General features: G+C 70.5%; 12 protein-coding genes. 11 read left to right on the top strand and 1 reads right to left on the bottom strand.

What is annotated here, in order from left to right:
* Positions 1 to 4: 4 nt before the first annotated feature.
* The 7 genes from OG766_RS08940 (at position 5) to OG766_RS08910 (ending at position 6,023) form a co-directional block, all read left to right on the top strand.
* Positions 5 to 805, top strand: a complete 801-nt coding sequence (locus OG766_RS08940; protein WP_328724983.1) for a cell division protein FtsQ/DivIB — start codon at positions 5 to 7, stop codon at positions 803 to 805.
* A 278-nt stretch (positions 806 to 1,083) separates the two neighbouring features.
* The gene (ftsZ, locus tag OG766_RS08935) at positions 1,084 to 2,283 is read left to right on the top strand and encodes a cell division protein FtsZ (protein WP_266374856.1); all 1,200 of its coding nucleotides are present in this window, start codon (positions 1,084 to 1,086) and stop codon (positions 2,281 to 2,283) included.
* A 28-nt stretch (positions 2,284 to 2,311) separates the two neighbouring features.
* Complete coding sequence (pgeF, locus tag OG766_RS08930) at positions 2,312 to 3,037, top strand: peptidoglycan editing factor PgeF (RefSeq protein ID WP_443045464.1); 726 nt, start codon at positions 2,312 to 2,314, stop codon at positions 3,035 to 3,037.
* On the top strand, positions 3,034 to 3,753 hold the full coding sequence (locus OG766_RS08925; RefSeq protein ID WP_328724981.1) for a YggS family pyridoxal phosphate-dependent enzyme: 720 nt from the start codon (positions 3,034 to 3,036) through the stop codon (positions 3,751 to 3,753). The genes pgeF and OG766_RS08925 overlap by 4 nt, the downstream gene beginning before the upstream one ends.
* A 134-nt stretch (positions 3,754 to 3,887) precedes the next feature.
* A complete protein-coding gene (locus OG766_RS08920; protein WP_266374860.1) occupies positions 3,888 to 4,511 on the top strand; it encodes a cell division protein SepF in 624 nt (207 codons plus the stop codon).
* Positions 4,512 to 4,588: 77 nt separating this feature from the next.
* Entirely contained in the window at positions 4,589 to 4,885 is a 297-nt protein-coding gene (locus OG766_RS08915; RefSeq protein WP_266374861.1) for a YggT family protein, read from the top strand.
* A 49-nt stretch (positions 4,886 to 4,934) separates the two neighbouring features.
* The gene (locus tag OG766_RS08910; RefSeq protein WP_266374862.1) at positions 4,935 to 6,023 is read left to right on the top strand and encodes a DivIVA domain-containing protein; all 1,089 of its coding nucleotides are present in this window, start codon (positions 4,935 to 4,937) and stop codon (positions 6,021 to 6,023) included.
* 306 nt (positions 6,024 to 6,329) lie between these two features.
* Here the strand turns inward: OG766_RS08910 and ileS are convergent, their stop codons facing one another.
* Positions 6,330 to 9,506: an isoleucine--tRNA ligase gene (gene ileS / locus OG766_RS08905; RefSeq protein WP_328724978.1), complete on the bottom strand. Its 3,177-nt coding sequence runs from the start codon at positions 9,504 to 9,506 to the stop codon at positions 6,330 to 6,332.
* A gap of 604 nt (positions 9,507 to 10,110) precedes the next feature.
* Between ileS and OG766_RS08900 the strand changes: the two genes are divergently transcribed.
* The 4 genes from OG766_RS08900 (at position 10,111) to OG766_RS08885 (ending at position 13,450) form a co-directional block, all read left to right on the top strand.
* The gene (locus OG766_RS08900) at positions 10,111 to 11,160 is read left to right on the top strand and encodes a TraR/DksA family transcriptional regulator (protein ID WP_266374865.1); all 1,050 of its coding nucleotides are present in this window, start codon (positions 10,111 to 10,113) and stop codon (positions 11,158 to 11,160) included.
* 203 nt (positions 11,161 to 11,363) lie between these two features.
* A complete protein-coding gene (gene lspA / locus OG766_RS08895; protein ID WP_266374866.1) occupies positions 11,364 to 11,924 on the top strand; it encodes a signal peptidase II in 561 nt (186 codons plus the stop codon).
* 66 nt (positions 11,925 to 11,990) lie between these two features.
* Positions 11,991 to 12,932, top strand: a complete 942-nt coding sequence (locus tag OG766_RS08890; RefSeq protein ID WP_266374867.1) for an RluA family pseudouridine synthase — start codon at positions 11,991 to 11,993, stop codon at positions 12,930 to 12,932.
* Complete coding sequence (locus OG766_RS08885) at positions 12,929 to 13,450, top strand: GNAT family N-acetyltransferase (RefSeq protein ID WP_266374868.1); 522 nt, start codon at positions 12,929 to 12,931, stop codon at positions 13,448 to 13,450. Before OG766_RS08890 ends, OG766_RS08885 begins: the two co-directional genes overlap by 4 nt.
* The last annotated feature ends 84 nt before the right edge of the window (positions 13,451 to 13,534 follow it).

Below are 13,534 nucleotides of genomic sequence, written 5' to 3'. Positions count from 1 at the left end.
GAGCATGGCCGGACCGACGACCGCCGAACGCGGCACACGCAAGCCGAACGGCCCGTCGTCGGCCGGCCCGGCCCGCAAGGGCGGTTCCGCACCCCGCCGCCCCCGGCTCCCCGGCCCCCCGGTCCTGCTGTCCCTCCTCGCCGCCCTGCTCGTCGCGGGCGGCTTCTGGGTGCTCTACGGTTCCTCGTGGGTGCGTGCCGAGCGGGTCGAGGTGTCCGGCACCAGGGTTCTGACGCCCCGTGAGGTCGAGGCGGCGGCCGATGTGCCGATCGGGACGCCGCTGATTTACATCGATCTGGGTGGGATCGAGAACCGGTTGCGCAAGCGGCTGGCCCGTATCGAGTCGGTCGAGGCCGACCGGTCGTGGCCGCACGGAGTCGTTCTGAAGGTGACCGAGCGCGAGCCCGTACTCCTCATGGAGAAGGGCGCACGGTTCATCGAAGTGGACGCGAAGGGCGTGCGCTTCGCCACGGTGGACAAAGCCCCCAAAGGCGTCCCATTGGTGAAATTGACGGCGAATCAGTCGGCGAGCGTGCGGCGCTTCGGCGAGGAGCGGCTGCTGAGGGAGGCGTCCCTCGTCATTCCCGAACTCCCCGCACCGGTCGCGAAGGACCTCCGCTCCGTCGAGGTCCTCTCGTACGACTCCATCACGCTGAAGCTGACGCGCGGCCGCACGGTGATGTGGGGAAGCAGCGAGGACGGCGAAGTCAAGGCCCGTACGCTCACCGCCCTGATGAAAGCCGCGTCCGGTGCGGGGTACTTCGATGTGAGTGCTCCCACCGCGCCTGCCGCGTCGGCGAGTTGACGCACAAACGCGCAGGCCAGCACCCTGGTTGGTCAGCGCAACGGCTGATCACATAGGGTGAAAAGAAAAACGGGAGGTTCGGCGTGTTCGTTGAACGCACGCCACTTGTCGACTTAGTGTCTCGTTCGAGAGAGTCCAGGAAGTAGAGACACTGGTAACCCTAAACTTCAACGTTAGGGTTTGGGTCGGCGTTTCGGACCGTCCCATCGGCATCCGTCGTCGCGGCGCGGGACCACCGCGAAGCGGCGACACGTAACTCGAGGCGAGAGGCCTTCGACGTGGCAGCACCGCAGAACTACCTCGCAGTCATCAAGGTCATCGGTGTCGGCGGCGGTGGTGTCAATGCCATCAACCGAATGATCGAGGTCGGTCTCAAGGGCGTCGAGTTCATCGCGATCAACACCGACGCGCAAGCACTGTTGATGAGCGACGCCGACGTCAAGCTCGACGTCGGCCGGGAACTCACCCGCGGCCTCGGGGCCGGGGCCAACCCGGCAGTCGGCCGCAAGGCGGCAGAGGACCACCGGGAGGAGATCGAGGAGGTCCTCAAGGGGGCCGACATGGTCTTCGTCACCGCCGGTGAAGGCGGCGGCACCGGCACCGGCGGCGCCCCCGTCGTGGCCAACATCGCGCGCTCGCTCGGCGCCCTGACCATCGGCGTGGTCACCCGGCCCTTCACCTTCGAGGGCCGCCGCCGCGCCAACCAGGCGGAGGACGGCATCGCCGAGCTCCGCGAAGAGGTCGACACCCTCATCGTCATCCCGAACGACCGGCTGCTGTCCATCTCGGACCGCCAGGTCAGCGTGCTCGACGCGTTCAAGTCCGCGGACCAGGTCCTGCTGTCCGGTGTCCAGGGCATCACCGACCTCATCACCACCCCCGGTCTCATCAACCTCGACTTCGCCGACGTCAAGTCGGTCATGTCCGAGGCCGGCTCCGCGCTCATGGGCATCGGCTCGGCCCGCGGCGACGACCGCGCGGTGGCCGCGGCCGAGATGGCGATCTCCTCGCCGCTGCTGGAGGCGTCCATCGACGGCGCCCGCGGTGTGCTGCTCTCCATCTCGGGCGGCTCGGACCTCGGTCTCTTCGAGATCAACGAGGCGGCCCAGCTGGTGAGCGAGGCCGCCCACCCCGAGGCAAACATCATCTTCGGCGCCGTCATCGACGACGCGCTGGGCGACGAGGTGCGGGTCACGGTCATCGCCGCGGGCTTCGACGGGGGCCAGCCCCCCACCCGCCGGGACAACGTGATCGGCTCCTCCTCCGCCAAGCGCGAGGAGCCCGCGCAGCCGGCCCGCACCGAGACCGCGCGCTCGCTCGGCGGACTCGGCACGGTCCCGCAGCGCGAGGAGTCCCCGGCCGAGCCGGCCCCGATGGCGAAGGACACCTCCTCGCAGAGCCCGTCCCCGCAGGTCCCGCCGGCCCGGCCGTACGACAGCTCGGCCGAGGAACTGGATGTCCCGGACTTCCTGAAGTGATCTTGAAGTGATACGGGAGCACAACAGCGTGAGCGGCGCCCACTTCGCTTTCACCGACCGGTGGGGCGGGGTGAGCGCCGCTCCGTACGAGGAGCTCAATCTCGGCGGCGCGGTCGGTGACGACCCCGTCGCCGTCCGTACGAACCGGGAGCTCGCCGCCGGGCACCTGGGCCTCGACCCGGGCCGCGTCGTCTGGATGAACCAGGTGCACGGCCGGGACGTCGCCGTCGTCGAAGGCCCCTGGGCCGGCGCCGACATCCCCGCGGTGGACGCCGTGGTGACCGCCCGGCGCGGACTGCCGCTCGCGGTCCTCACCGCCGACTGCACCCCGGTGCTACTGGCCGACCCGGTCGCGGGGGTGGTGGGCGCGGCCCACGCCGGCCGCCCCGGAATGGCCGCCGGAGTGGTCCGGGCCGCCGTCGAGGCGATGATCGCACTGGGTGCCGACCCGGCCCGGATGACCGCCAGGACCGGACCCGCGGTCTGCGGCCGCTGTTACGAAGTGCCGGAGGCGATGCGGGCGGAGGTCGCCGCGGCGGTACCGGCGGCATGGTCCGAGACCAGCTGGGGCACCCCGGCCATCGACGTCACCGCCGGAGTGCACGCCCAGCTCGAGGCGCTCGGCGTGCGGGACCGGAGCGCGTCACCGGCCTGCACACTGGAGTCGGAAGACCACTACTCGTACCGCCGCGACCGCACCACCGGGCGGCTTGCCGGATATGTCTGGCTGGACCGCGAAAGAGACGACGCATGACCGACCGCAGGACCGAACTCGCCGAGAACCTGGCGCGCGTGGAGGAACGTATCGCCTCCGCCTGTGCCGCGGCAGGCCGCAAGCGGGAGGAAGTGACCATGATCGTGGTCACCAAGACCTACCCCGCGAGCGATGTGCGACTGCTGCACGAACTGGGCGTGCGGCACGTCGCCGAGAACAAGGACCAGGAGGCGGCCCCGAAAGCCGCCGCCTGCTCGGATCTGTCGCTCACCTGGCACTTCGTCGGTCAGCTCCAGACCAACAAGGTCCGTTCTGTTGCGGGTTACGCCGATATCGTGCAGTCCGTCGACCGGTTGAAGCTCGTCCGCGCACTGTCCGCGGCGGCGGCGAACGCCGGGCGTGAACTGGGCTGCCTGATCCAGGTCGCCCTCGACGCCGAGTCGGGTCGGCAGGGCGACCGGGGAGGCGTCGCGCCCGACGGGATCGAGGAGTTGGCCGCGGCGGTCGAGGGCTCGCCCGGGCTGCGGCTCGACGGACTGATGACGGTGGCGCCACTGTCGGGGCCGTACGCGGGGCGTCAACAGGCTGCGTTCGAGCGGCTGATGGAATTCTCATCCCGCCTGCGCGTGGACCGTCCGGCTGCGAACATGGTGTCAGCAGGGATGAGTGCGGATCTCGAACAGGCAGTGGCGGCCGGAGCGACACACGTGCGCGTCGGTACGGCGGTGCTCGGAGTCCGTCCCCGGCTCGGGTAACGTCGCGAAGCAAGTCGGACCACAGCAGAAAATATGGTCATTTCCGTCGAAAGGCGGACGGGCCCAGTGGATCGCGGGCACTTGGTGACGTAGCCGAACGAAGCCGATCCACCACAGAGCGGAGGACTCAGAGAATGGCCGGCGCGATGCGCAAGATGGCGGTCTACCTCGGCCTCGTGGAGGACGATGGGTACGACGGCCGGGGATTCGACCCCGACGACGACTTCGAACCCGAGATGGAGCCGGAGCCCGAGCGGGACCGCCGGCGGCACCAGCCCCCGCATCAGGTGGAACGAGAAGAGCCGGTGCGTGTGGTCCAGCCGCCCGCCCCGCGCGAACCGGCGCCGCGTGCCGCTTCGCTGGCCGCGGAATCCGGACGTCCGGCACGAATCGCCCCCGTGGCATCCATCACACCTGAACGTCCGAGTCTGGAGAAGAACGCACCGGTGATCATGCCCAAGGTCGTGTCCGAGCGGGAGCCCTACCGCATCACCACGTTGCACCCCCGGACCTACAACGAGGCCCGTACCATCGGGGAACACTTCCGTGAGGGCACCCCGGTGATCATGAATCTCACGGAGATGGACGACACCGATGCGAAGCGACTTGTCGACTTTGCCGCGGGACTCGTCTTCGGTCTGCATGGCAGCATTGAGCGGGTGACTCAGAAGGTCTTCCTCCTCTCGCCTGCTAACGTCGATGTCACGGCGGAGGACAAGGCCCGCATCGCAGAGGGCGGGTTCTTCAACCAGAGCTAGACCGAGTCAGAACACGACCGAGGGAACGATCCGGCCGCGAGGCCGGCAATGAGAGCCAGGGGAGAGGGAAGCGCGGGATGAGCGTCGCACTGCAGGTGATCTACATCGCGCTGATGTGCTTCCTTATCGTGCTGATCTTCCGGCTGGTCATGGACTACGTCTTCCAGTTCGCCCGCTCGTGGCAACCCGGCAAGGCGATGGTGGTCGTCCTGGAGGCCACCTACACTGTCACCGATCCACCGCTCAAGCTTCTGCGGCGGTTCATTCCGCCGCTGCGTCTCGGGGGCGTGGCACTAGACCTGTCCTTCTTCGTTCTGATGATCATCGTCTACATCCTGATCTCCGTCGTCAGCAGCGTGGGGAGAGGGATGTGAACGATACGGTCTTGCCGACTGCCGACGACTACGTAGAGGTGAAGAAGAGATGCCGTTGACCCCCGAGGACGTGCGGAACAAGCAGTTCACGACCGTCCGCCTCCGAGAAGGCTATGACGAGGACGAGGTCGATGCCTTTCTTGACGAGGTCGAGTCCGAGCTGACGCGCCTGCTCCGCGAGAACGAGGACCTGCGCGCGAAGCTGGCGGCGGCGACCCGTGCGGCCGCGCAGAACCAGCAGCAGCAGGGCATGCGCAAGCCGCCGGAGCCGCAGGACGGCCGCGGTCCCGGTGCTCCCGTGCCCGCCGCCATATCCGGACCGCCGGTCCAGCAGCAGCCCCCGCAGATGGGTCCGCCCCAGCTGCCCGGTGGTGCTCCGCAGCTGCCCGCCGGTCCCGGTGGCCACGGTGGTCACGGTGGTCACGGTCCCCAGGGTCACCCGCAGGGCGGCCCGATGGGTCCCGGCCCGATGCAGGGCGGTCCCATGGGTGGCCCGATGGGCGGCCCCATGGGCGGTCACGGCCCGCAGCTGCCGGGCCAGGGCCCTGGCGGCGACAGCGCGGCCCGAGTGCTCTCCCTTGCCCAGCAGACCGCCGACCAGGCGATCGCGGAGGCCCGTTCCGAGGCCAACAAGATCGTCGGTGAGGCCCGGTCGCGCGCCGAGGGCCTGGAGCGGGACGCCCGCGCCAAGGCCGACGCGCTGGAGCGGGACGCGCAGGAGAAGCACCGCGTCGCGATGGGCTCGCTGGAGTCGGCCCGCGCCACGCTGGAGCGCAAGGTCGAGGACCTGCGCGGCTTCGAGCGCGAGTACCGCACGCGGCTGAAGTCGTACCTGGAGAGCCAGCTGCGTCAGCTGGAGACCCAGGCCGACGACTCGCTGGCCCCGCCGCGGACCCCCGCGGCCGCGTCGCTGCCGCCGTCCCCGTCGATGGCTCCGGCCGGCGCGGGAGCCCCGTCCTTCGGCAACCAGACGATGGGCGGCAACCAGCAGATGGGCGGCCCGTCGTACGGCGGTCAGCAGCAGATGTCGCCGGCGATGACCCAGCCGATGGCACCGGTGCGGCCGCAGGGCCCGCAGCCGATGCAGCAGGCGCCGTCGCCGATGCGCGGTTTCCTCATCGACGAGGACGACAACTGACGGCGGGCTGCCGCGCGATGAGCGCGTAGCCGTCGGCAGGCTCCAGGGCCGGGCCCGGGACAACATGTCCCGGGCCCGGCCCTGTTGTGTGCGCGGAACCGGTTTCCAGGACCCGCCCGCCCCGTAACCCGGCGCCTCGACCGCCGAGGATGGCCGGTGGCCGCAGCCCGTCCGGCGTGCGAGGCGGGGTCCCCTCGCGGCGGAGCCGCACATCGACGGAGCCGCACCTCGACGGAGCCGCTGGAAGCGCGGGAAAGACCGACGGGCCCGGCCGCAGACGCGACCGGGCCCGTCGGGCGTTCGTTCTCAGGCCTTGCGGAGACGGAAGGCCAGGGACAGACCCTCGTCCGTGAACGGGGCGCCGTACGCGTCGTCGGCGTCGCCCATGGCGAAGTCCGTCGCCAGCACCTCGTCCGCGATCAGCGAGGCGTGGTCCCTGAGGGCCGACGTGACCTCGAGGTCCTCGGAGGACCAGCGGAGCGCGATGCGGTCCGCGACGTCCAGGCCGCTGTTCTTACGGGCCTCCTGGATCAGCCGGATCGCGTCACGGGCCAGGCCCGCGCGCCGCAGCTCCGGAGTGATCTCCAGATCCAGGGCGACCGTCGCGCCCTGGTCCGAGGCGACCGACCAACCCTCGCGCGGGGTCTCCGTGATGATGACCTCCTCGGGGGAGAGGGTCACCTCCTCGCCGTTCACCGTCACCGACGCGGAGCCGGAGCGCAGCGCCAGCGACAGCGCCGCCGCGTCCGCCGCCGCGACCGCCTTGGCGACGTCCTGGACCCCCTTGCCGAAGCGCTTGCCCAGGGCCCGGAAGTTCGCCTTCGCCGTCGTGTCGACGAGCGAGCCCCCGACCTCGGACAGCGAGGCCAGTGAGGAGACGTTGAGCTCCTCGGTGATCTGCGTGTGCAGCTCCGGGGACAGCGTCTCGAAGCCCGTCACCGCGACCAGCGCACGCGACAGCGGCTGGCGGGTCTTGACGCCGGACTCCGCGCGGGTGGCGCGGCCGAGCTCGACCAGCCGGCGCACCAGCGCCATCTGCTGGGACAGCGCCGGGTCGATCGCCGACAGGTCCGCCTCGGGCCAGGTGGACAGGTGGACGGACTCGGGGGCCTCGGGAGCCACCGGGACCACCAGGTCCTGCCAGACCCGCTCCGTGATGAACGGCGTCAGCGGCGCCATCAGCCTGGTGACGGTCTCGATCACGTCGTGGAGCGTGCGCAGCGCGGCCGCGTCACCCTGCCAGAAGCGGCGGCGCGAGCGGCGCACGTACCAGTTCGACAGATCGTCGACGAACGACGAGATCAGCTTGCCGGCGCGCTGTGTGTCGTAGGCCTCCAGGGCCTGCGTCACCTGGTCCACGAGCGCGTGCAGCTCGGAGAGCAGCCAGCGGTCGAGAACCGTGCGGTCCTTCGGCGCCGGGTCGGCGGCCGACGGCGCCCAGCCCGACGTACGGGCGTACAGCGCCTGGAACGCCACCGTGTTCCAGTACGTCAGCAGCGTCTTGCGCACGACCTCCTGGATCGTGCCGTGACCCACGCGCCGGGCCGCCCAGGGCGAGCCGCCGGCCGCCATGAACCAGCGCACCGCGTCCGCGCCGTGCTGGTCCATCAGCGGGATCGGCTGCAGGATGTTGCCCAGGTGCTTGGACATCTTGCGGCCGTCCTCGGCGAGGATGTGGCCGAGGCACACCACGTTCTCGTACGACGACTTGTCGAAGACCAGCGTGCCGACCGCCATCAGCGTGTAGAACCAGCCGCGGGTCTGGTCGATCGCCTCCGAGATGAACTGCGCCGGGTAGCGCTTCTCGAAGATCTCCTTGTTCTTGTACGGGTAGCCCCACTGCGCGAACGGCATCGAACCCGAGTCGTACCAGGCGTCGATGACCTCGGGGACGCGGGTCGCGGTCCGCCCGCAGCCGTCCTGCGGGCAGGCGAAGGTGATCTCGTCGATGAACGGGCGGTGCGGGTCCAGCGAGGACTGGTCCGTGCCCGTCAGCTCGGTCAGCTCGGCGAGGGAGCCCACGCACGTCGGATGGTTCTCCTCGCAGCGCCAGATCGGCAGCGGCGTGCCCCAGTAGCGGTTGCGGGAGAGTGCCCAGTCGATGTTGTTGTTCAGCCAGTCCCCGTACCGGCCCGTCTTGACCGAGTCCGGGAACCAGTTCGTGTTCTCGTTCTCCTCGAGGAGCCGGTCCTTGATCGCGGTCGTACGGATGTACCAGGACGGCTGCGCGTAGTAGAGCAGCGCCGTGTGGCACCGCCAGCAGTGCGGATAGCTGTGCTCGTACGGGATGTGCTTGAAGAGCAGCCCGCGGCCGTCCAGGTCCTTCGTGAGCGCCTCGTCGGCCTTCTTGAAGAAGACCCCGCCGACCAGCGGCACGTCCTCCTCGAAGGTGCCGTCCGGGCGGACCGGGTTCACGACCGGCAGGCCGTACTGGCGGCAGACCTTGAGGTCGTCCTCACCGAAGGCGGGGGACTGGTGGACCAGACCCGTACCGTCCTCGGTCGTCACGTACTCGGCGTTGACGACGTAGTGGGCGGGCTGGTCGAAGGGGACGAGCTGGAACGGGCGCTCGTACGTCCAGCGCTCCATCTCGGCGCCCGTGAACGTCCGGCCCGTGGCCTCCCAGCCTCCCCCTGGGCCCTGCGACCCGGGAGGTGCCCCCACGCCGAGGGCCTTCTCCAGCAGCGGCTGCGCGACGACGAGCTGCTCCTCGCCGTTCGTCGCCACGACGTAGGTGACCTCGGGGTGCGCGGCCACCGCGGTGTTCGAGACCAGCGTCCACGGGGTCGTCGTCCAGACGAGCAGCGCGGCCTCGCCCGCCAGCGGGCCGGAGGTCAGCGGGAAGCGGACGAAGACGGAGGGGTCGACGACCGTCTCGTAGCCCTGCGCCAGCTCGTGGTCGGACAGGCCGGTGCCGCAGCGGGGGCACCAGGGGGCGACCCGGTGGTCCTGGACCAGCAGTCCCTTGTCGAAGATCTCCTTCAGGGACCACCAGACCGACTCGATGTACTCGGGGTCCATCGTCCGGTACGCCTCGTCGAGGTCGACCCAGTAGCCCATCCGGGTCGTGAGCTCGGCGAACGCGTCCGTGTGGCGGGTCACCGACTCACGGCACTTGGCGTTGAACTCGGCGATGCCGTACGCCTCGATGTCCTTCTTGCCGTTGAAGCCGAGCTCCTTCTCGACGGCGAGCTCGACGGGCAGGCCATGACAGTCCCAGCCGGCCTTGCGGGCCACGTGGTAGCCGCGCATGGTGCGGAAACGAGGGAAGACGTCCTTGAAGACGCGGGCCTCGATGTGGTGGGCGCCGGGCATGCCGTTCGCGGTGGGCGGGCCCTCGTAGAAGACCCACTCGGGGCGGCCCTCGGACTGATCGAGGCTCTTCGCGAAGACCTTGTTCTCGCGCCAGAAGTCGAGCACGGCGTGCTCCAGCGCGGACAGGTCGACCTGGGCGGGTACCTGGCGGTACTGCGGCGGCGTCATGTAGGAGCTCCTCCAACGGTGTCTCTTCCGTCGGAGGGACGAGAGCCGTTGCGCTCCCGCGGTACCACCCTCCTTGGCCCTCCGGCGCACGGCCGGTGAGCCCCCTCATTGGGGTCGCGATGCCGGGTCTACTGGCCTGGCGGATTCCCGCAGACGTTCTTCCGGCGGCTCCGGGGTGATGCTTCGCACCGCGCTCGCCCCCGGGCTCTCACCGTCCCCGGGTCGCTCATGGCTGCGTACGACGCTACTGGTCCCCATCCACGCCTTTCGCTGCGCCCAGTGTACGGGCCCGGGCGCAGCGCGGCAGACCGGTTTTCCGCGCCGTGCGGCGGGGCCCTTCGCGGGCCGTGCACCGGCCCCGCGCACGGCCCGGGAACGGCCCCGCGCATGACCCGAATGGGCATACGGAGCCGTGCCGGATCCGGCGGCTCCGGTCCGGCGGATTAGGGGGCGGGGAGCTGGGCACAACGGATGCAGGCTCGCGTTCGGTGAGGCGCGGGGCGGGCCCGAGAGGCGGCGTGCCCCGTTGCCGCGGCGCTGGGGTCGATTTATCGTCCCAGCACGAATCGCGAGCAAGATCACAATATGTGAAGGGGCCGCGGCCATGGTGGCGAAGAAGACCGCCGTGAAGAAGACGGCGTCAGCGAGGTCCACCGCCGCTGCGGGGGCGGCGGCCAAGGACACGAACGGCAAGAAGCGCATCGTCGCGAAGAAGACCACCAGGAAGGTGACCGACGCCGACGCGTCGGGAGCCGGCGCGCACAATGCGCACGACGCGGCCGAGGTCGAGGCCGCGGCACCCGACGGGAAGACCGGGAGGAAGACCACGGCCGCGAAGGAGCCGGCGAGGACCCCGGCGAAGAAGGCGGCCAGGAAGACGGCGAAGAAGGCGACCGTCAAGGCCACCGACGCGAAGCAGACCGCGACGGAGAAGAAGATCGCGAGCGGGAAGCAGACCGCGACCGAGAAGACCACGTCGGGGAAGAAGACCGCGGCCGCGAGGAAGAGCACCCCGGGCAAGCAGGCGGCGGGGCGCTCGACGGCGTCCTCCTCAGCGGCGGCGACGAAGGCGACGGGCAGTGGGGCGGCTGCGAAGGCAGGCGCCAGGAAGGCCGCCACGGCGGCCAAGGAGGCGGCCGAGGCCGCGGAGCAGACGGGAGCCGGAACGGTGGCAGCCAAGAAGAGCGCGGGCGGGTCAGGTACGGCCACGAAGGACACCGCGTCGGCGGTGCCGCAGGCCCGTGTCGCCGCCGCGCCGGGAGAGCTCGCGGTACGGCCGGGCGAGGACCCGTGGACGCCGGAGGAGGTCGCCGAGGCGCGCGCCGAGCTGGAGAGCGAGCTGGCCCGGCTCACGGCCGAGATCAGCCACTCCGAGGAGTCGCTGACCGGGCTGATGCGCGACTCCGGGGACGGAGCGGGCGACGACCAGGCGGACACCGGCACCAAGAACATCACGCGGGAGCACGAGATGGCGCTCGCCGCCAACGCCCGCGAGATGGTCGAGCAGACCGAGCGTGCGCTGCACCGCCTCGACGCGGGGACCTACGGCCTCTGCGAGATCTGCGGCAAGCCGATCGGGAAGGCCCGGATGCAGGCGTTCCCGAGGGCGACGCTCTGCGTGGAGGACAAGCAGAAGCAGGAGCGGCGGGGCTGAGCCCCCACTCGCCGAGTACGGGCCCGTGCACGGGCCCGTACTCGCGTCGGCGGGACCCCGGGGGACCGGGCTCGTTCTCACGTCGGCGGGACCCGGGGCCGGGGCCCGCACTCGGCGTGGCCGCGGCGCGGTGGCCCGGGTCGGGTCCGTACGTGTGTGCCGTACCCTCGTGACCAGTCAGGCACCTAGGTTGAGGGACTCACGTGGCAGAGGCGGAGAGCATCATCGGTACGCCGGACGTAGACGACGAGGCTGCGGCTCCTGCCGAGCAGCCCAGGGGCAGGCGCCGGATCCTCGTGCTGTTCGCCGTGGCCGCCGTGGCGTACCTGCTGGACCTCGGCAGCAAGATGCTCGTGGTGGCGAAGCTGGAGCACCACGAGCCGATCGAGGTCATCGGCGATCTGCTGAAGTTCGAGGCCGTGCGCAACCCGGGCGCCGCCTTCGGCTTCGGCGAGGCGTTCACGATCATCTTCACGATCATCGCCGCCGTGGTGATCGTGGTGATCGCGCGACTGGCGCGCAAGCTCTACAGCGTGCCGTGGGCGATCGCGCTCGGGCTGCTGCTGGGCGGTGCGCTGGGCAATCTGACCGACCGGATCTTCCGTTCGCCCGGCGTCTTCCAGGGCGCGGTCGTCGACTTCATCGCGCCCGCCCACTTCGCCGTGTTCAACCTGGCCGACTCGGCGATCGTGTGCGGTGGCATCCTCATCGTGATCCTTTCCTTCAAGGGCCTGGACCCCGATGGGACCGTTCACAAGGACTGACCTGGGCAGATCGGGTTATCCACAGGGCGGGGCCGGTCACAGGACCGGACAAGGCATACTCGACGGGTGAGCACCATTCCGGAAACCCGCACCCTGCCCGTACCCGACGGCCTTGAGGGCGAGCGTGTCGACGCCGCCATCTCCCGCATGTTCGGCTTCTCGCGTACGAAGGCGGCTGAGCTGGCGGCCGCCGGCAAGGTGCAGGTCGACGGCTCCGTCGTAGGAAAGTCCGAGCGTGTGCACGGCGGGGCGTGGCTCGAGGTGGAGATGCCGCAGGCGCCCGCGCCCGTCCAGATCGTCGCCGAGCCGGTCGAGGGCATGGAGATCGTGCACGACGACGACGACATCGTCGTGATCGTGAAGCCGGTCGGCGTGGCCGCCCACCCCAGCCCCGGCTGGACGGGCACGACGGTGATCGGCGGTCTCGCCGCGGCGGGGTACCGGATCTCGACGTCGGGCGCGGCGGAGCGGCAGGGCATCGTGCACCGGCTGGACGTGGGCACGTCCGGGCTGATGGTGGTCGCCAAGTCCGAGCGGGCGTACACCCTCCTGAAGCAGCAGTTCCGGGAGCGCACGGTCGACAAGCGGTATCACGCCCTGGTGCAGGGCCACCCGGACCCGCTGAGCGGCACGATCGACGCGCCCATCGGCCGCCACCCCCAGCACGACTACAAGTGGGCGGTGACGGCCGAGGGCAAGCCCTCCGTCACCCACTACGACCTGATCGAGGCCTTCCGGGCCGCCTCGCTGCTGGACATCAAGCTGGAGACGGGGCGTACGCACCAGATCCGGGTGCACATGTCGGCCCACCGGCACCCCTGCGTCGGCGATCTGACGTACGGCGCGGACCCGACCATGGCGAAGCGGCTGGGGCTGACCCGGCAGTGGCTGCACGCGGTGCGGCTCGGTTTCGAGCACCCCTCGGACGGCCAGTGGGTCGAGTTCGCCAGTGACTACCCCGCCGATCTGCGGTCGGCGCTCGACAGGATCGCGGCGGAGAGCGCATGAGCGGCCACGGCGGCCCCAGCGACGGCCCCAGCGACCGGGCCGGTTCCGGCGGCGGCTGTGCCGTGCGGGAGGCGACGGACCCGGCGGACCGTGAGGCGTGCTTCGCGGTGCGCAAGGAGGTCTTCGTCGTCGAGCAGCGGGTGCCCCAGGAGATCGAGTACGACGCGTACGACGCGGCGGACGCGGACACGGTCCATGTGCTGGCCGTCGGCCCGGACGGCCCGCTGGGCACGGGCCGGCTGCTGTACGGCCCGGCCGCGGCCGGCAAGACCGGTGGTGACGCCTCGGTCGGCTCGCTCGGCCGTCTCGCGGTGACCAAGGCCGCGCGGGGCCTCGGCGTCGGAGCGGCGCTGGTCCGCGCGATCGAGTCCGCGGCCCGGGCGCGTGGTCTCCGTGCGGTCGACCTGCATGCGCAGACACATGCCCTGGCGTTCTACGAGCGGCTGGGGTACGAGGCGTACGGTCCGGAGTTCCCGGACGCCGGCATTGCGCACCGCGCGATGCGACGGGCCCTGTAGCGGCGGGGCACGCGCAGGAGCCACGGTTCGGGAAGCCAGCCGTAGCGGGGGTGGATTCGGGGCAAATCGGCGGAATCGCATGGC

The sequence above is a fragment of the Streptomyces sp. NBC_00259 genome, assembly GCF_036181745.1.
Classification (GTDB): domain Bacteria; phylum Actinomycetota; class Actinomycetes; order Streptomycetales; family Streptomycetaceae; genus Streptomyces; species Streptomyces pratisoli.
Note: the sequence above shows the minus strand (reverse complement) of the source record. Positions and strands in the feature narration are given on the sequence as shown.

Coding starts and splice junctions, on each gene's coding strand:
- OG766_RS08940 (WP_328724983.1), top strand. CDS start 5: ATGGCCGGACCGACGACCGCCGAACGCGGCACACGCAAGCCGAACGGC.
- OG766_RS08925 (WP_328724981.1), top strand. CDS start 3,034: ATGACCGACCGCAGGACCGAACTCGCCGAGAACCTGGCGCGCGTGGAG.
- OG766_RS08920 (WP_266374860.1), top strand. CDS start 3,888: ATGGCCGGCGCGATGCGCAAGATGGCGGTCTACCTCGGCCTCGTGGAG.
- OG766_RS08915 (WP_266374861.1), top strand. CDS start 4,589: ATGAGCGTCGCACTGCAGGTGATCTACATCGCGCTGATGTGCTTCCTT.
- OG766_RS08910 (WP_266374862.1), top strand. CDS start 4,935: ATGCCGTTGACCCCCGAGGACGTGCGGAACAAGCAGTTCACGACCGTC.
- ileS (WP_328724978.1), bottom strand. CDS start 9,506: ATGACGCCGCCGCAGTACCGCCAGGTACCCGCCCAGGTCGACCTGTCC.
- OG766_RS08900 (WP_266374865.1), top strand. CDS start 10,111: ATGGTGGCGAAGAAGACCGCCGTGAAGAAGACGGCGTCAGCGAGGTCC.
- OG766_RS08885 (WP_266374868.1), top strand. CDS start 12,929: ATGAGCGGCCACGGCGGCCCCAGCGACGGCCCCAGCGACCGGGCCGGT.